General features: G+C 65.5%; 14 protein-coding genes. 9 read left to right on the plus strand and 5 right to left on the minus strand.

What is annotated here, in order from left to right:
* Positions 1-5 precede the first annotated feature (5 nt).
* Positions 6-977: a LysR family transcriptional regulator gene (locus tag E5CHR_RS00370; RefSeq protein ID WP_162577848.1), complete on the minus strand. Its 972-nt coding sequence runs from the start codon at positions 975-977 to the stop codon at positions 6-8.
* 103 nt (positions 978-1,080) lie between these two features.
* On the opposite strand from E5CHR_RS00370, the gene E5CHR_RS00375 reads away from it, so the two are divergent.
* The 9 genes from E5CHR_RS00375 to E5CHR_RS00415 all read left to right on the plus strand — a co-directional run bounded on the left by E5CHR_RS00375 (position 1,081) and on the right by E5CHR_RS00415 (position 13,317).
* Positions 1,081-2,439 carry an aspartate aminotransferase family protein gene (locus E5CHR_RS00375; RefSeq protein WP_162577849.1) on the plus strand — a complete coding sequence of 453 codons (1,359 nt, stop codon included), beginning with the start codon at positions 1,081-1,083 and terminating at the stop codon, positions 2,437-2,439.
* Positions 2,440-2,612: 173 nt separating this feature from the next.
* The gene (locus E5CHR_RS00380) at positions 2,613-5,738 is read left to right on the plus strand and encodes an adenylate/guanylate cyclase domain-containing protein (protein WP_162577850.1); all 3,126 of its coding nucleotides are present in this window, start codon (positions 2,613-2,615) and stop codon (positions 5,736-5,738) included.
* A gap of 26 nt (positions 5,739-5,764) precedes the next feature.
* Positions 5,765-6,415: a redoxin domain-containing protein gene (locus E5CHR_RS00385; RefSeq protein ID WP_162577851.1), complete on the plus strand. Its 651-nt coding sequence runs from the start codon at positions 5,765-5,767 to the stop codon at positions 6,413-6,415.
* A gap of 104 nt (positions 6,416-6,519) precedes the next feature.
* Positions 6,520-6,870 (plus strand): helix-turn-helix domain-containing protein, encoded by a 351-nt coding sequence (locus tag E5CHR_RS00390; RefSeq protein ID WP_162577852.1) that lies wholly within the window; start codon positions 6,520-6,522, stop codon positions 6,868-6,870.
* Positions 6,871-6,895: 25 nt separating this feature from the next.
* Positions 6,896-7,903 carry a HipA domain-containing protein gene (locus E5CHR_RS00395; RefSeq protein ID WP_162577853.1) on the plus strand — a complete coding sequence of 336 codons (1,008 nt, stop codon included), beginning with the start codon at positions 6,896-6,898 and terminating at the stop codon, positions 7,901-7,903.
* 66 nt (positions 7,904-7,969) lie between these two features.
* Positions 7,970-9,679: a uracil-xanthine permease family protein gene (locus tag E5CHR_RS00400; protein ID WP_162577854.1), complete on the plus strand. Its 1,710-nt coding sequence runs from the start codon at positions 7,970-7,972 to the stop codon at positions 9,677-9,679.
* A 584-nt stretch (positions 9,680-10,263) separates the two neighbouring features.
* Positions 10,264-11,328 (plus strand): ParA family protein, encoded by a 1,065-nt coding sequence (locus tag E5CHR_RS00405; protein ID WP_162577855.1) that lies wholly within the window; start codon positions 10,264-10,266, stop codon positions 11,326-11,328.
* Positions 11,321-12,193 carry an SIR2 family protein gene (locus tag E5CHR_RS00410; RefSeq protein ID WP_162577856.1) on the plus strand — a complete coding sequence of 291 codons (873 nt, stop codon included), beginning with the start codon at positions 11,321-11,323 and terminating at the stop codon, positions 12,191-12,193. Before E5CHR_RS00405 ends, E5CHR_RS00410 begins: the two co-directional genes overlap by 8 nt.
* 2 nt (positions 12,194-12,195) lie before the next feature.
* The gene (locus E5CHR_RS00415) at positions 12,196-13,317 is read left to right on the plus strand and encodes a DNA methyltransferase (RefSeq protein WP_162577857.1); all 1,122 of its coding nucleotides are present in this window, start codon (positions 12,196-12,198) and stop codon (positions 13,315-13,317) included.
* A 317-nt stretch (positions 13,318-13,634) separates the two neighbouring features.
* On the opposite strand, the gene E5CHR_RS00420 is transcribed toward E5CHR_RS00415, so the two are convergent.
* The 4 genes from E5CHR_RS00420 to E5CHR_RS00435 form a co-directional block, all read right to left on the minus strand.
* Positions 13,635-14,906, minus strand: coding sequence for a hypothetical protein (locus tag E5CHR_RS00420; protein WP_162577858.1), 1,272 nt, complete (start codon positions 14,904-14,906; stop codon positions 13,635-13,637).
* Positions 14,907-15,057: 151 nt separating this feature from the next.
* Positions 15,058-15,453, minus strand: coding sequence for a DUF1016 N-terminal domain-containing protein (locus E5CHR_RS00425; protein WP_232061901.1), 396 nt, complete (start codon positions 15,451-15,453; stop codon positions 15,058-15,060).
* A gap of 114 nt (positions 15,454-15,567) precedes the next feature.
* On the minus strand, positions 15,568-16,269 hold the full coding sequence (locus E5CHR_RS00430; RefSeq protein ID WP_162577859.1) for an ABC transporter ATP-binding protein: 702 nt from the start codon (positions 16,267-16,269) through the stop codon (positions 15,568-15,570).
* Between the two features lies 1 nt (position 16,270).
* Positions 16,271-17,017 (minus strand): ABC transporter ATP-binding protein, encoded by a 747-nt coding sequence (locus E5CHR_RS00435; protein ID WP_162577860.1) that lies wholly within the window; start codon positions 17,015-17,017, stop codon positions 16,271-16,273.
* Between the last annotated feature and the right edge of the window lie 37 nt (positions 17,018-17,054).

Below are 17,054 nucleotides of genomic sequence, written 5' to 3' on the forward strand. Positions count from 1 at the left end.
GCCGCTCAGGCCACGCCGTGCGCCTGCAGCAGCGCGTCCCTGAAGGCCAGCGCCGCGCGCGAGGGCGCCGGCGAGCGACGCATCACGCAGACGAAGCCGCAGTCGTAGCGGAACATCGACTTGCGCACCGGCCGCATGCGACCGCCGACCTCGAAGATGCGCCCGTAGTGGTCGGGCAAGAAGCCCAGGAAGCGGCCCGACAGGATCAGCGTGGCGATCGCCTCCTGATCCAGCCCCGTGGCGGCGCGCTTGAGCCCGGCACGGTGGCTGGCCTCCATGTTGGGCGAGTGGTAGCCCAGCCCCGCGAAACGGTGCGCGCGCAGGCCCTTCCAGTCGAGCCCGGCGTTGCGGCCCGTGAAGAGCGGATGGCCAGCGCCGCAATACAGCAGCATCGTCTCGTCGAACAACAGGTCGTAGGCCAGGCTCTCCGAGCGCCGGTGCGCCGGGATGACGCCCACGTGAAGGCTGCCGTCGATCAGTTGCCGCTCGATGGCGTTGATGGTGCCGATCTGTATTTGCAGCGCCACCTCGGGCGCGCGTTCGACGAAGGCGGCGATGGCTTCGCCGACGCGCGCCTTCGGGTTGGTGGCTGTCTTGTCGAACAGCCCGATCTCCAGCTGCCCGCCCATGCGCTGGTGGATGTCGTCCACGCCGCTTCGAAAGGCGTCCACCGCGCTCAGCAGGCGCATCGTCTCCTCGTAGATGCGCTGGCCTTCGACCGTCAGCGCGAAGCCGGCGCGCCCGCGCCGGCACAGCGTGAGGCCGAGGCGCGTCTCCAGGTCCTTGATCTGCCGGCTGATGGTGGAGGTGCCGACGTTGAGTTCCAGCTCGGCCGCCGCCATGCCGCCGCAGTCGGCGACGGCCTTGAACACCTTGAGCATGCGCAGGTCCGATTCGCCGAGCTGGCCGAGCTGACCGGGACGGGATGGGCCGGGCGCGGTGGAAGGGCTGGCAGAGGAGGGCGTCTTTACTTTCATGAATGAGCAAGTGAACGTGGATATTTCAACATTGGACGAAGTATCCGGCCTGCTCAGAATCAATGCCACCTCCCACCGCCGCGCGCGCCCCGCGCCTCCTGCCATGACCCATCTCGCCGCCGACACGCCCGCCCATGCCCCCACGGTCCGCACCGACGCCGCCTGGCTGGACGCCCACTGGATGCCCTTCACCGCCAACCGCCAGTTCAAGGCCGACCCGCGGCTGATCGTCGAGGCCAAGGGCCTGTATTTCACGGACAGCAACGGCCGCAAGATCTTCGACGGCCTGTCGGGGCTCTGGTGCTGCGGCCTGGGCCATGGCCGGCCGGAGATCACCGAGGCGGTGAGCCGCCAGGTTGCGACGCTGGACTACTCGCCCGCCTTCCAGTTCGGCCACCCGCTGTCCTTCGAGCTCGCCAACCGGCTGCGCGAGCTCACGCCGAAAGGCCTCGACTACGTGTTCTTCGCCGGCTCCGGCTCCGAGGCCGCAGACACCTCGCTCAAGATGGCGCGCGCCTACTGGCGCACCAAGGGCCTGGCGGGCAAGACGCGGTTGATCGGCCGCGAGAAGGGCTACCACGGTGTCAACTTCGGCGGCATCTCGGTCGGCGGCATCGCCGGCAATCGCAAGACCTTCGGCCAGGGCCTGGAGGCAGATCACCTGCCGCACACGCAGCTCGCCACGAACGCCTTCTCGCGCGGCGAGCCCGAGCAGGGCGCCGAGCTGGCCGACCGCCTGCTGGACCTGATCGCGCTGCACGACGCGAGCAACATCGCGGCCGTGATCGTCGAGCCCTTCGCGGGCTCGGCCGGCGTCGTGATCCCGCCCAAGGGCTACCTGAAGCGCCTGCGCGAGATCTGCACCGCGAACAACATCCTGCTGATCTTCGACGAGGTCATCACCGGCTTCGGCCGCGCCGCCGCCATGACCGGCGCCGAGGCCTTCGGCGTGACGCCGGACATCATGAACGTCGCCAAGCAGGTCACCAACGGCACCCAGCCGCTGGGCGCCGTGATCGCGAGCAAGGAGATCTACGACACCTTCATGGCCGCCGGCGGTCCCGACTACATGCTGGAGTTCGCGCATGGCTACACCTACTCGGCGCACCCGGTGGCCTGCGCCGCAGGCATTGCTGCGCTGGACGTGCTGGTCAAGGAAGACATGGTCGGCCGGGTGCAGGCGCTCGCGCCGCATTTCGAGGCCGCAGTGCACAGCCTCAAGGGCAGCAAGCATGTGGCCGACATCCGCAACTACGGCCTGGCCGCAGGCCTGACGATCGCCTCGCTGCCCGGCGAGCCGGCGCGCCGGCCCTACGAGATCGCGATGGCTTGCTGGAAGAAGGGCTTCTACGTGCGCTACGGCGGCGACACGATCCAGCTGGCGCCGCCCTTCATTGCGGAGAAGGCGGACATCGATCGGCTGGTCGATGCACTGGCCGACGCGCTGGCCGAGGCGGGCTGATCCCGCTCGAGGCGCAGCCAGGGAAGACTCCCGAAGCGCCCCGCCGCTCGTGACAACACGCGGCGTGCCTCCCCGGCGGCCTCTTCAGGAGCACCCAACCGCCCCTGCGGCCGTCTGACATCCGCCACACGCCGTCAGCCCTGACCGGCGTCGCGCAGTACCATGGCCGCGCCATGGCCTGTCCCTCATGTGGATACGACGTCGACCGCGACTTCGCCTTCTGCCCGAAGTGCGGGACGCGGCTCGTCGCCGCACCGCCGCCGCCCGCGCCGGATTCCGACCGCCGCATGGTCACCGTGATGTTCGCGGACCTGTCGGGCTTCACCGAGCTGGCCGGCACGATGGATGCCGAAGACCTGCGCTCGCTGCAGACCGAGCTCTTCGACCAGATGGCCTCCACCATCCGCCGCTTCGACGGCTTCGTCGAGAAGTTCGTCGGCGACGCGGTCATGGCCGTCTTCGGCGCACCGGTCGCGCACGAGGAAGACCCCGAACGCGCGCTGCGCGCCGCGCTGCTGCTGCACCGCAGGGCCGGGGCACTCGGCGAGCGCTGGCGGGCGCGCACCGGCCGGCCGCTGGCCCTGCACATCGGCATCCACACCGGCGCGGTGGTCGCGGGCCACCTGGGCTCGGAAGGCGATGCCGCCTACGCGGTCACCGGCGACACGGTCAACGCCGCGTCGCGCCTCCAGAGCGCCGCCGGCCCGGGCCAGACCGTGGTCAGCCATGCGACCTGGCAGCTCACCCGGCACGCCTTCGGCTTCGAGCCGCTGGGCGAGCTGACGCTCAAGGGAATCGCCCAGCCGATGGCCGCCTACCAGCTCGAGGCTGCGCTGCATGCCCCGGAGCCGACGCGCGGCCTGCAGGTGCACGGGCTCACCAGCGAGCTGGTCGGCCGTGAATCGGAAATGAACGCACTGGGCCTGGCCTTCGAGCGGATGCACGCGGGGCGGGGAGAACTCGTGCGCATCGTTGCCGAGGCCGGCAGCGGCAAGACCCGGCTGCTCTCGGAGTTCCTGGATCGCCTGCGGGTGCACGGCGGGCTGGAAGATGTGGCCCTGCGCCGCGCCGCCTGCTCCCCCCTCGGCGAGCGCGCCTACGGCGTGCCGGCGGCGCTGCTGCGCGACGCCTGGGGCCTGGACACGAGCGACGCAGACGCCACGGCCCGGCAGAAGATCGCAGCGGCGCTCGCCGCCCTCGGCCTGTCCGAAGCCGAGATGCAGGCGCTCGGCGCCTGCCTGGGGCATGTGCTCGGCCTGGAAGACGAAGACGCGCACACCCGTTACCTCGACCCGGAACAACTCAAGCAGCAGATCTTCTTCGCTGTCCACGCGGTGCTCGAGCGCCAGCTGCAGCAAGTCCCCGTGGTCATGATCGCTGAGGACCTGCATTGGACCGATGCCGCTTCCCTGGAGCTGCTGCGATTCCTGCTGGAGCGGCTGCGCGACCGCCCCTTCATGCTGCTGGTCACGCAGCGCCCGGCGCCCGCCCTGGAAGCCTGGGCCGCAGGCGCGGCGGCGCAGACCGTGCTGCGCCTCGAGCCGCTGTCGGCGCGCCACAGCGACGCCATGCTCGATTCGCTCTTCGGCCCGCGCACCCTGCCGGGTGCCCTGCGGCAGCGCATCGTCGAGCATGCCGGCGGCAATCCGCTCTTCCTCGAAGAGATGGCGCGCGCGCTCATCGCCGATGGCCTGCTGTCACGGTCGCAGGGGCGTTGGATCTACAGCTCCGGCACCGCCACCGTGCAGGTGCCGCAGACCATCAACGGCTTGCTGCTCGGCCGCATCGACCGCCTCGCCGCGTCTGTGCGCGCCGTCTTGCGCGAAGCCGCCGTCATCGGCCCCGAGTTCGACGAGGCCCTGCTGCGCGACGTGGCGAGCGCGCCCGAATCCGTGCCGCACGCGCTGGATGCCCTGGTCGAGTCCGGCCTGCTTGCGGCCCTGCCCGCCGAGGACGGCCGGGAGTTCCGCTTTCGCCAGGGCCTGGTCCAGGAGGTCGCCTACCAGAGCCTGCTGCTGCGCCGCCGCAGCGAGCTGCACACCCGCATCGCCGAGGCGCTGGAGCGGCGCTGCGGCGGGGCGCCCCGGCGGCTCGAGGAACTGCAGGCCCTGGCCCACCATTTCCGCCTGGGCGCCGACAAGGCGCGCGGCGCGCACTACCTGAACGCCGCCGGCGACTGGGCCCGCGGCACCTACGCCAATGCAGACGCCATCCGCGACTACACGCTCGCGCTGGAGACCCTGGCTCCCGGCGAGGGCGCGGACGAGCAGCACCTGGTGGTGCGCGAACGCCTGGCTGACGTGCTCGCGCCCGCCGGCCGCATTGCCGAGGCCACCCAGCACCTGGCGGCCGCCCGCGAGGGCCGGGCGCAGCGCGGCGACCGCATGGCCGAGGCCCGCCTCCTCGGCAAGATCGCCGCCCTGCGCTGGGAGGCCGGCGAGCGCGCCGAGGCCCGCCAGTGCCTGGCCACCGGGCTCGCGCTCGTCGAAGGCGAGGCGCCGCACATCGAGCGCGCCTGGCTCTACCAGCGGATGGGCGAGCTGCTCTTTCGCGATGCCGACAACCGCGGCGCCCTCGAATGGACCCAGCGCGCGCTTGCCCACCTGGAAACGCTCGACGCCGGGCCGGCCATGAATGAGGAAGAGCGCCGCAACGCGCGCACCGCCGCCGCGCTCGCGCTCAACACCCAGGGCGTGGCGCTGGCGCGGCTCGACCGGCTCGACGAGGCCGTCACCCAGCTGGAGCGCAGCGTTGCGGTCGCCCGCGAGGCCGACCTGCCGCAGGCCGAATGCCGCGGGCTGTGCAACCTGGGCGTGCTCTACAGCTCCAGCCACCCTCAGCGCGCCATCGAGGCCTGCGAGCGCGGCCTGGAGACGGCCCGGCGCATCGGCGACCTGGGCCTGCAGTCGCGCCTGTCGGCCAACCTCGCCGTCGCCTACTGCACCCTGACCAGCCGCTGCGACGAGCGCGGCGTGGGCGCCGCCCATGCCGCCATCGAAATCGACCGCAGCACCGGCCAGCTCGACCACCTGGCCGTCTCGCTGGTCGTGCTGGCCCAGATCTACCAGTGCCACGGCGAATCGGCCCGCGCGCTGCGGCACTACCAGGAGGCCCTGGCCCTGGCCGAGAAGAGCGACGAGCCACAGTTACTCTTTCCTTGCTACGAAGGGCTTGCAACCCTCTACCTCGATGCCGATGATGGTGTGCAGGCCGAGCGTTACATGGGGCTCGCCCGGGACATCTGCGATCGCGCGGGCCTCGATCCCGATGCGCTCGTCGTGCTTCCGTTCCTTTGCTGATCACTCTGCAGGAAGGAGTCGCTTCAATGAACTCGACGATGCATCCCGTGGCGCCCGGCGAACTGGCGCCGAACTTCGCCCTCCCGGCCGTCGCCGGCTCCGGCGTCATCTCGCTCGACGACTACCGCGGCCGCAGCCCGCTGTTTCTGTCCTTGATGCTGGGACTGTGGTGCCCCTTTTGCCGCCGCCAGCTGGCGCAGCTCGGCACCTTCGAGGACAGGCTCAAGGGCATCGGCGTCGAGAGCCTGGCGGTGGTTGCCACGGCGCCGGAGAACGCGCGGCTGTACTTCAGGTTCAGGCCAACCAAGGTCCCGCTGGCTGCCGACCCCGATCTTTCCACCCACCGCGCCTACGGCCTGCCCAAGCCGGAGCCCACGCCGGCCATGATGGAGGCGTTGGACACCGTGCGCATCAACCCCTTCGGCGACCTGCCCGAGCCGCTGCCGATCTCGCAGGTCGGCAAGGTGCTGCAGGAGAAGGATGGCTACCAGTACACGCCGGCCGACCAGCACGATGTCGAGAAGCAGTGGCCGCAGCTCAAGGGCCTGTTCATGATCGACCGCACGGGGCGGGTGCGGTGGGCCTACGTGGAGTGCGCGACGGAGGGGCTGGCAGGGCTCGGGAAGATGCCTTCGGAGGAAGAGATCGTGGAAGCAGCGCGGCAGTGCGCGGCTTGAACCCTGGGGCGTACGGTTGTATCGCCCTTGACCAGTATCTTGCATTTATCGCTCCAGGGCGATAAAGTGCGTTTACTGGCCAAGGCCGATAAACACGCACGCCCATGGACTACGCCATCCGGCTCACCGACCAACTCAAACCGCACCTTCAGGCCCTTCGCAAGCAGCGCGGGCTCACCCAGGCCCAGCTCGGGCAGCGTCTGGGCCTCGGCCAGGCGCGCATCGCAGAGATCGAGGCGAAGCCGGGCTTGATCAGCGTTGACCAATTGGTCCAGGTACTCTCCGCGCTCGGCGCAACCCTTGTTCTGCGCGAACTCACTGAAAGTGCCGCGTCCTCAGCCGTGCCGGCCCAGCAGCCGCCAGTGAAGACCTTGGTGAAGGCGACCGGCAAACGACCCTCGGCCCGCGCGCAGACCCCGACCCTCGTCATCCCGCCGAAGAAGGGCTCCTGGTGAGCACCGCCCTCGGCTGCCCGAAGGCATGGCGCCGCTGGGCTGGGACCGGATCGAATGCGAGCCGTTGAGCGATGCGCAAGTGCGCCGGTTGCTCGATGCCGTGCCTTCAGACACGCCGCTGGGCCAGGCCGTGGACGATGAAGACCTGTTCCGCATCTCGCTTGCGGGTGCCCACGAGAAGACGGCGCTGACGCGCATCGACAAGCGATGGTGCCGGCCGCACGGCGCCACGCCGACCACGCACATCTTCAAGCTGCCACTGGGGCTGGTGGGTGGATCGCGGCGCGTCGACCTGTCCGATTCCATCGAGAACGAATGGCTCTGCGCGCAGCTGGTCCGCGAGCTGGGGCTGCCCGTCGCGCCCTGCGAGATCGTGGAGTTCGACGGCCGGAAGGTGCTGGTTGTCGAACGTTTCGATCGTGCGTGGGCCGACGGTGGCAAGTGGATCGCGCGATTGCCTCAGGAAGACTTCTGCCAGGCGCTGGGATATGCCGCCGAAAAAAAATACGAAAAAGATGGCGGGCCCGGCATGGAAGCCTGCCTGAAGCTGCTGGCCGGCAGCGCCGATGCGCAAGTGGACCGGCTCGCGTTCCAGCTGACTCAACTGGCATTCTGGTTGCTGGCTGCGACCGATGGACATGCGAAGAACTACTCGATCTTTCTCGGGCAGGGAGATGCGTACGCGATGACACCGCTCTATGACGTGATCTCGGTGTGGCCGTATGTCGGGGACAGGCCCGATCAGTTTCGATGGCGCAGTGCGGGGCTTGCCATGGCGCTTCGCGCCAAGAACGCCCACTACGCACTTCATACGATTCAGGCAAGGCACTGGCACGGCTTGGCGATGAAGAACGGTGGAGAGGCTGTGTGGGGGGCCATGAATGCGATGGTCCGGGAGGTGGAGCCCGCGATTGCGAAGGTCGAGGCGCGGCTTCCGGCTTCATTTCCGAGGAAGGTCTGGACGCGCATCGTGAAGGGAATGCGAGCGCAGGTTCGGCAGTTTGAAAGCGGGCTGCTCGCAGTGGCCGCCTGAACACAGCGGCAAATGGATGTCGATCCTTCGCCTGCAAGCGCCTCAACCCCAAAGCAAGGCAAGCCGATGTCGCACAAACCCGTGGGATTGATCTATGGGGTCGACGAGACCCCTCCCCTCGGCGTCAACATCTTCAGCGGCCTGCAGCATGTCGGGCTGATGTCGATCTTCCTGGTCTATCCGGTGCTGATCGCGCAAGCGGCCGGCAGCACGGCGGAGGTGGCGGCAGCGATGGTCAGCGCCACGCTCATCGCCATGGCCGTCGGCACGGTGCTGCAGGTGATCACCATCGGGCCCATCGGCTCCGGCTACCTCTGCCAGCCTTCGCCCAGCGTCGTCTACGTCGTTCCGTCGCTGATCGCTGCGCGCAACGGCGACCTGTCGGCCGTCTTCGGCATGACCATCCTGGCGGGCCTCTTCGAAATGGCCTTGGCCCGCGCGCTGCCGCGCCTGCGTTCGCTCTTCACGCCCGAGATCACCGGCCTGGTCGTGCTGCTGGCCGGCATTTCCGTCGGCGTCGTCGGCCTGCGTACCGCACTGGGCAGCGCGCAAGCCAACGTGCAGCCGGCGCAGATCGACCTCTTGCTGGGCCTGGGCACACTGGCCCTGATGGTCGCCCTCGCCGTCTGGGGCCGTGGCGGCATGCGTGTCTTCAGCGTGCTCATCGGCTTGGGCGCCGGCTGCTTGGTCAGCGCGGTCCTCGGCCGGCTCGATGCCCTCGACATGAGCCGGGTGGCGACGGCACCGTTGCTGGCGCTGCCTGCGTGGAGACCGGTCGGCTGGTCTTTCGATGCGACGCTGGTGCTGCCCTTCGTCATCGCGGCGGTGGCCGCCGTGCTGAAGGTGATCGGCAACGTCACGACCGCGCAGAAGGCCAGCCACGCCGGGTGGGTGCGCGCCGACATGCGCTCCATCAGCCGCGGCGTGCTGGCCGACGGGCTGGGCGTGGTCGCGGCCGGATCGCTGGGCGCGCCCGGCATCAACTCGTCGACCGGTGCGGTCGGCCTGGCGACCGCGACCGGCGTGGTCAGCCGGCGCATCGGCTGGTCGGTGGCCGCGATCCTGCTGTTGTTCGCCTTCATGCCGAAGCTGGGCATGCTGTTCAACCTCATCCCGCGGCCGGTGCTCGGGGCAGCGCTGGTGTTCTCGTCGACCTTTATCGTCATCAACGGCTTGCTGATCATGACCTCGCGGCTGCTCGATGCCCGCAAGACATTGGTGATCGGGCTGGCCATCGTGTTCGGCCTGGCGGTTGAAATTTTTCCTGGGCTGGTGATGGTTTTGCCGGCGGCCCTGCGGCCGTCGTTCGGCAATTCGCTGGTGCTGGGCACACTGGTGGGACTGGGGCTGAACCTGCTGTTTCGCATCGGCCTTCGACGCAGTGTGTCGATGACGGTGGCGCCGGGCGCGATCGATCCGGTTGCGCTGGAACAGTTTCTCGACGAGCACGGGGCTGCGTGGGGCGCGCGCAGCGACGTCATCGGGCGCGCCAAGTTCAACCTGGTGCAATCGGTGGAGACCTTGCTGTCGCTGGGCATTGCCTCGGGGCCGCTTGCTATTCAAGCTTCATTCGACGAGTTCAATCTTGACTTGCAGCTGTCGTACGAAGGTGCCGACCTGGAGCTGCCGGAGCAGCGGCCGACGGTGGATGAAATTGTGGATTCGGAGGATGGGGAGCGGAGGCTGGCCGGGTTTCTGTTGCGGAACTTTGCGGATCGGGTGACTTCGCGGCGGTCGGGGGTGCGGGCATTGGTGGCGTTTCACTTTGATCATTAGCTGCGTGGGGGCGCTGGTGCGATGCGTGGCTACGATCGGGAACGCTGGAGCAGCAACCAACCTGAGGGGGTGATCTCGGTGACTACGACGCCGACCTGTGGACCACCGCCGAGTGGATCGACTACGACACGCATTACGGCGTCGACATGACCCGCTCGGAACAATGCACTGACGGTCAGCAGGTTTTCGTCACCCGTTAGAACGAGAGGGAGAGGTTCGCTGGAGATGTGGCGGAGCAAGGCGTGCTCGCTGCGCTTTTGCCGGGTGCGCGACTGAAGTAATTTCGCAGGGTCGTTTTTCACCAGGTGATCGTCATCAAGTGAGGACGATGAGTCTACGGACTAGAGTGCTCATTTGACGCGACGCAGGCCGTCGTCGCCACCAAACGGACCTGTCCGCTACGCAGCGGTTGCTCCCTCTGGCAAAGGCAGGACACTCGCCGCTGACTGCACAGGGCGGTCACGGGTGGCGCAACCAGCGCGAGAGCCAACGGGACGCTGTACGAGGTCAACGGTTGCACACACCATGTGCGCAGCTATCATTCGGCGAACCTGCAGTCCGACTAATCAACCCTCCCTTAAAAAATGTCAGCGCTCGGAAGTCTGTGCTTCTTCAACAACAAGGGAGGCGTCGGGAAGACCACGCTCGCGTGCAATGTCGCGTCATACCTCGCCGAGATGGAGAGGCTCAACGTCCTCCTCGTCGATGCCGACCCGCAGTGCAATGCCACGCAGCTGGTTCTTCCAGACGAGACGACAGAGCAACTGTACGAGTCCAGTGCCGGCCTGTCCAACATGGACTCGCTCAAGCAGGTATTACTTCCCTTACTAAAGGGAGATGCATCGCTCGAAGCGACGCACAAGATCGCTGGGCCGGAAACGAACCGGTTCGGTATCTCGGTGCTGCCGGGGCACCCGCACGTCGCGCTTCTCGAGGATCGCCTGAGTACTAACTGGACACAGTTCATGGGCGCGGATCTAGGCGGTGCGCGCGTATCCAACTGGAACACCCAGCTCCTCAGCCAATTAAAGCCGCAGTACGACCTTATCGTGTACGACGTTGGGCCGAGTCTGGGCGCACTGAATCGATCCATCCTCATCGGCGTCGACTACTTCATGGCGCCTATGGGCTGCGACATCTTCAGCCTCATCGGCATTGAGAACATAGCGAATTGGATCGATCAGTGGCGGCGGTACTACGATCAAGCCTACGCCCAGGTGACCTCGCGACACGAGGCCACGCTTCAGGACTACGCTGGGCAGGTGCGCACTACGTCGGGTGTGATGGCGCGGTTCGTCGGCTATACGGTGCAGCAGTACATCACCAAGACAATTCGTGACGAAAAGCGAGCGACCGGCGCATACGAGGCCATTTTGGCGAAGATCCCAAAGGAGATCTTGGACAGCCTTGGTCCGTTCATAGCTCCGCCGCTCACCGTCAACGACGTGCGACTTGGCGACGTGCCGCACATGTTCAGCCTCGTCCCTCTGGCTCAGTCCGCACATACACCAATCCACAAGTTGACGCGACGTGAAGGGCTGTCGGGTGGACAATATCAGCAGCAGCGGCAGTATCAGGAGTTCATCCGTGCGCTGGCGGAGTCGCTCATGCGAAACCTGCGCCGTAGCGCGGAGCTTCGGCATGATTGAGTGGCCAACTGACCTAGTGCGGGACATCGCCGCCCGACGTTCGGTGCTTTTCTTGGGGGCCGGGGTCTCGCGGAATGCGGAAAGCGCGCAGGGAGTGCATCCGCGTGAGTGGAAGGACTTTCTCCGCCATCTGGCGTCGTTGATGATCGATGCGACGCAGCGCGCTGAAGTGGAGCAGTGCGTCACCGATGCAGATTTGCTCACCGCGTGCGAGCTGTGCCGCAAATACTTGTCGCCTCCCGTCTTCAAGACTGAGATGCTCAAGGAGTTCTCGGGTAATGGTTACCGGCCTGCGAAGATCCACGACGATCTGAGTCTGGTGGATTCGCGTTTGGTGATGACGACCAACTTCGACAAGCTATACGAGAATCGGGCAAATCAGCTCCAGGACAATACCGTCATCGTTAAGAACTACTACGACAAAGACGTCGCAGACGTGTTCCGCCGTCAAGATCGAGTCGTTCTGAAGGTGCATGGCACCATTGACGTACCCGATCAGACCATCTTCACCCGTAGTCAGTACGCCCTAGCGCGGCGCGATTACGGCCATTTCTACCAGCTCCTGCGGGGACTGTTTGTCACTCACACGTTTGTATTCCTCGGCGCATCGATGCGGGATCCGGACATGCAGCTGCTGCTAGAAGATCACGCGTATCGCTTTGAAGGTGCACGCCCCCATTACATCGCAATGCCACAGAACTCGGTGCGCGCGGGCACGCTGCGGGTTATGGAGGAGACGATGAACCTTCAGGCGCTGCAATATGACCCCGCGCACAATCACCAAGCGCTCGCCTCGTCCGTTGCCGCGCTCGTGCCGCTGGTCGAAGCGGCTCGGGAGGAAATCGCGGGGACTGCCGGGTGGTGACGATGGCCACGCTACTTGCGGTCGGGGCGGAGCGAGCGCCCGTTGAGTGGAAGGCATCCGCCTCGACCGCGGACTCTCGGCTGCATCAGCTCGCGCCCTACATTGGGAAGCTCAAGCCGGTCATTGCGCGACAGCTGCTGCTCGAGTTCACCGACCCTGATGACGTAGTCCTGGACTGCTTCTCGGGTTCGGGTACGGTGCCTCTCGAGGCGGCGATCCTCGGACGACGTGTGCTGGCGTTCGACTCGAATCCGTACGCGGTAACGCTCACGAGGGCGAAGCTGGAGGCCCCAGGATCGCTTCAGGCCGCGAATGAGCAACTGGCGGTGAGACTCGCCGGGGCGAAGCTCAGACCACGTTACGCCGAGGACTCCGTCCCGAACTGGGTAAGCAAGTTCTTTCATCCGGAGACGCTACAGGACGCCCTGCGTTTTGCGGATGAGTGTTTGGAGCAGGACGATCCGTTTTTGCTCGCCTGTCTCCTCAGCATCCTGCATCATCAACGGCCCGGGTTTCTCTCGTATCCGAGTAGTCACCTAGTCCCGTATCTCCGAGATCGGAAGTACCCGCGCACCCAATATCCGGAAATGTATGCGGAACGCGCGCTGCGGCCGCGGCTAGAGGCCAAGCTGCAGCGAACGTACAAGGCCGGCGGTGTGATCGAGCGCGATCGAGTGCTCCAAGTCGGCCGGGTGGACGTAGCTGCATTGTCACTCGACCGCGAGGTGGACGCGATTGTGACGAGCCCTCCGTACATGAATGCACTGGACTACGTCCGAGACAACAGACTTCGGATGTGGTTCCTTGATCGCAGCACCGCCGACTACTCGCCGGAGCCGACAGAGAAGCAGGGTCAGTCCGACGCAATCACGGCGGCTTTCGCCAGCAACGCGCTGAAGTACCTGCGATCTGGTGGGCACTGCGTACTGATCATCGGCGAAACGGTGCTTCGCAAGCGCGTGACGACGCATCCCGCTGAGCGGATGTTCGCAAAGCTTGTCGCGGAATACCCGACGCTTCAAGTCAAGCAGGTCATCGAAGACGAGATCCCGGACGTTCGGCGCTCGCGGAGGACGGGAGCTGCCACCAAGCGTGAACTCATCCTCGTGCTGAAGAAGGCATGAGGAGACGACGAGCGCCCTTCGCGCGGGTACGGTGTGGCGCGTCGAAAACGCTGTGCCTGCGCGAGAGGCGGACGGGCCGCCATGGTCCCTTTGCATGATCAAGCCAATAAAGACCTAGTCCATGATTGCGCCGAGCCGCTCGCCGGCGCCGTCGACGTTTGCGACAAAACCCTCCCCCCGATGTGTGAATCGAGGAGCGTGATGCGCTTTGTCGGTCAAGGAATGCGAAGCCGCGCTGCTGCGCGTTGCGATAAAGAGCTGCTGCTTGCCAGATGCTCGGATATCGCGCACCGACAGCGAAGTTCCGAAGGTGCGCGCTAGATCTTTACAACACGGTATGCCAGCGGAAGGCCTCGAGCCTGCTGAAGATTTTGCAGAAAGTCTGAAGCCCCTTCAGATAGGGGAGACCTGCCAACGGCGATCAAGGTGACGGTCTTCCGGTCAGGGTTTGGCATCCGATGCGAGTACTCTAGCAACTGGCCAATCGCCTGACGCAACACACTCCTCGGCGAAAGATCCGACTTGATTTCGTAAAGAAAAATGCTCTCGCCTGTCTCGACTAGGACATCAATGTAGTCCTGTTCTCGCACAACACGCGCATCAGGATTCTCGTTCTGCAACTCCCACATTAACTGGGCTTGCATCTTGGCGTGCTCGGGCGAGACTTCACGCGCGGCACTCCCTTTCCGAATAAAAGACCGAATAGTAGGTGGTAACTCGCAGCCCGCACGGGTGTGACTGTTGACTCCCGAAGGTGAGGGAGCGACCTTGTAGAGCTGGTAACGATTCAGCTGCAGAATCGGGTCCCCTGCTTGGGCATAGGCCTCAGGGGGGAATTGCGTGAGGTTTTCGACCTTGAACCGCACGTTGAGAATGTGTGACGCCCATCGCGCATTGCCAAGTGCAGCAGGTTCACCCCCCACTGCGGCAATCTCATTCTGCATTGTCGCGAGCCAGCCTGCTTGCCTAAACGCGTACACAGCCGCATCGGCTTGTTGATCGTCCAGAGCCTCTGCTTCGCGTATGTACGCTACGTATCGCCGGCGCTTGTTGGAATCAACGGTAAACAAGGTCAGGTCGACCGGCTGGAGGGTTTTAACTAAAGCCTTCCTACTCTTGCTAACGCCTTGAATAAATGCGTAACGCCAACCATTGATTGTCCACTCATTCCGAAACAACCAATCTTCATGACCAAAGCCGTTGATGCTGTTGTAGGTTTTGCTGTGCTCCTGCGTAGCCGCTTCGCCCGTGGGATGGTGCCAGCCGGCTGAGTTGTATGAGATTCTTGTGATACGTTCGAGAGTGACTTCATCGGGCCCCTTAAGCTCGCCGGGCCCAACTCCCCCTTGCGGGTTCCGGTCGCGCTGATGGTCATCATCAGGATTCGACCCGGCCTTGGAGTTTTGATCCCCGTCATCCGCCGCAAGGTTCATCGGAAGCTGGATCCCGCGCGCGTTCGCTGACGCGCGAACTATTTCGATCTCCTTCTGTACCAGCATCCGGAGAGCTTCCGAGCTGCCATCAAATGGTCCGTCTATAGAACTTTGCTCGTCGCTGCTCGGTGGGCGCGCCGATGCCACCTTCTTCAAGTAAAAGTCGCTCCTCCTTACGCGGACGACGCGCCCTATGTCCCGAGGCAGGCCCGGAATCCAGAACGATGTTTGGCCCGAAGGCGGGTTGCCCGATGGAGGGTCTGTCGTAAGCCCAGGAAAAAGTGACGAGATCGCCCGTACTAGGCTGTCATGGTTCATAGCTGAAGCATAGGCGGTGCGCGAAAATTTTCTCGTCGGGGAAAACCTCGGCGAACTGGATCATGCGGCGCAGGTTCTTATCGCTGAAACCGCTACCGTGCTCGGCGCTCAATTGTCGTGACAGCGTTACGACAATCTGCTCGCCGTACTCCGCACGATCCCCGCCAAGCACCTCGGTGCGAATGCGTTGCCCGACGCGCCAATACAGCAGCGTCAGCGTTGCATTGGCCGTCGTGGCAACGTGAAGACGAGCGTCCGCGATCAGGCTTCGTATGTCGTCAACAAGCGCCTGCGCGCCAATTGGTTTTTGCGACTTTCGCGAGACAGGCGACTTGCGGGTTGCCATCGGGTCAGCTCGCAAAGCAAACAGAGCGGCTTGATGCATGCCCTGCGTCTTCCCTTGTCTCAGAACCAACTCTGGATTTCTCATGCTCCGGCTCGATTCCCTCGTTGTCGGCCGGGGAGGGTAGCGCATTTTTCCTGCTGCATCCCCTCTTGGTCACACCCCCAACAACTCCTCCAACACCTTCGGCTCCGCCAACAACCCCGCCGAAGGCCCCTGCCTGACAATCTTCCCCTTCTCCATCACCACAGCCTGCTCGGTGTGCCCCAGCACCTTCCGCCAGTCCCGATCCACGATCAGCGTCGCAATCCCCGTAGCCCGGATATCCGCAATCACTCGCCAGATCTCCGCCACGATCAGCGGCGCCAGCCCTTCAGTCGCCTCATCCAGAATCAGCAACCGCGGATTCGTCATCAACGCCCGCCCGATCGAAAGCATCTGCTGCTCCCCACCCGACAGCTGCTGCCCGCCATGCGACAGCCGCTCCGTCAGCCGTGGAAACGTCGTCATCACCCGGTCGAAGGTCCACTCCCGCTTGCCATCGATCCCGGCCCGCGCGCTCATCACCAGGTTCTCGCGCACCGAGAGATTGGGAAAAATCCCGCGGCCTTCGGGCACATACCCGATGCCGCGACGCGCCATCTTCTCGGGCGCCCATCCGGTGACGTCATTGCCGTCGAGCTTCACCCGCCCCGACGCAGGCCGCACATAGCCCATCAGCGATCGGATCAGCGTGGTCTTCCCCATGCCGTTGCGCCCGAGCAAGCCCACGGAGGTCGCTGACGGCAGCGAGACATCCACGCCGCGCAGGATGTGGCTGTCGCCGTAGTAGGTGTTCAGCCCTTCGATCTGCAGCATCTCAATGGTCCTCGCCCAGGTAGGCCGTGCGCACTTCAGGATTCACGCGGATCGACGCCGGGTCGCCGGTTGCAATCACGGTGCCGTTGACCATCACGGTGATGCGGTCGGCAATGCGGAACACCGCATCCATGTCGTGCTCCACCAGCAGGATCGCGTGCGTGGCCTTCAGGTTCGCGAGCAGGGCCAGCATGCGCTCGGTCTCTTCCGCGCCCATGCCGGCCAGCGGCTCGTCGAGCAGCAGCACGCGCGGCTTGGTGGCCAGGCACATCGCGACCTCGAGCTGGCGCTTGGCACCGTGGCTCAAGGTGCCGGCGATACGGCCGGCGACGGACGAGAGGCCGGCGGCTTCCAATGCCTCGCGCGCGGCGCCGTTGCTGTAGTCGCAGCTCTGTGAGGCCTGCCAGATGGCCCACGGCTTCGGCGCCGCGGCCTGCGCCGCGAGGCGGCAGTTCTCCAGCACGGTGAACTCCGGAAAGATCGTGGTGCGCTGGTAGCTGCGCCCCACGCCCGCCAGCGCGCGGCGGAACTGCGCGCGCCGGGTGATGTCCTCGCCGTCGAGGGTGATGCGCCCGTCGGAGGCAGCGATCTCCCCCGAGAGCATGTTGATCAGCGTGGACTTGCCCGCACCGTTGGTGCCGATCACCGCATGCACTTCGCCGCGATGCAGGTCCAGCGTCACCTTGTTGACCGCGACCAGGCCGCCAAAGCGGCGCGTGAGCGCCTCGACCTCCAGCAACTTCGTCATTGCAATCCCTTCGCGTCGGCTACGGTGCCATTCGTCT

It is taken from the genome of Variovorax sp. PBS-H4 (genome assembly GCF_901827205.1).
Taxonomy (GTDB): domain Bacteria; phylum Pseudomonadota; class Gammaproteobacteria; order Burkholderiales; family Burkholderiaceae_C; genus Variovorax.

What these genes read in the sequence shown, in the direction of transcription:
- E5CHR_RS00370 (WP_162577848.1), bottom strand. Translation starts at nt 977, where the DNA reads ATGAAAGTAAAGACGCCCTCCTCTGCCAGCCCTTCCACCGCGCCCGGC.
- E5CHR_RS00395 (WP_162577853.1), top strand. Translation starts at nt 6,896, where the DNA reads ATGGCGCCGCTGGGCTGGGACCGGATCGAATGCGAGCCGTTGAGCGAT.
- E5CHR_RS00435 (WP_162577860.1), bottom strand. Translation starts at nt 17,017, where the DNA reads ATGACGAAGTTGCTGGAGGTCGAGGCGCTCACGCGCCGCTTTGGCGGC.
- E5CHR_RS00400 (WP_162577854.1), top strand. Translation starts at nt 7,970, where the DNA reads ATGTCGCACAAACCCGTGGGATTGATCTATGGGGTCGACGAGACCCCT.
- E5CHR_RS00430 (WP_162577859.1), bottom strand. Translation starts at nt 16,269, where the DNA reads ATGCTGCAGATCGAAGGGCTGAACACCTACTACGGCGACAGCCACATC.
- E5CHR_RS00425 (WP_232061901.1), bottom strand. Translation starts at nt 15,453, where the DNA reads ATGCATCAAGCCGCTCTGTTTGCTTTGCGAGCTGACCCGATGGCAACC.
- E5CHR_RS00405 (WP_162577855.1), top strand. Translation starts at nt 10,264, where the DNA reads ATGTCAGCGCTCGGAAGTCTGTGCTTCTTCAACAACAAGGGAGGCGTC.
- E5CHR_RS00390 (WP_162577852.1), top strand. Translation starts at nt 6,520, where the DNA reads ATGGACTACGCCATCCGGCTCACCGACCAACTCAAACCGCACCTTCAG.
- E5CHR_RS00410 (WP_162577856.1), top strand. Translation starts at nt 11,321, where the DNA reads ATGATTGAGTGGCCAACTGACCTAGTGCGGGACATCGCCGCCCGACGT.
- E5CHR_RS00415 (WP_162577857.1), top strand. Translation starts at nt 12,196, where the DNA reads ATGGCCACGCTACTTGCGGTCGGGGCGGAGCGAGCGCCCGTTGAGTGG.
- E5CHR_RS00380 (WP_162577850.1), top strand. Translation starts at nt 2,613, where the DNA reads ATGGCCTGTCCCTCATGTGGATACGACGTCGACCGCGACTTCGCCTTC.
- E5CHR_RS00385 (WP_162577851.1), top strand. Translation starts at nt 5,765, where the DNA reads ATGAACTCGACGATGCATCCCGTGGCGCCCGGCGAACTGGCGCCGAAC.
- E5CHR_RS00375 (WP_162577849.1), top strand. Translation starts at nt 1,081, where the DNA reads ATGACCCATCTCGCCGCCGACACGCCCGCCCATGCCCCCACGGTCCGC.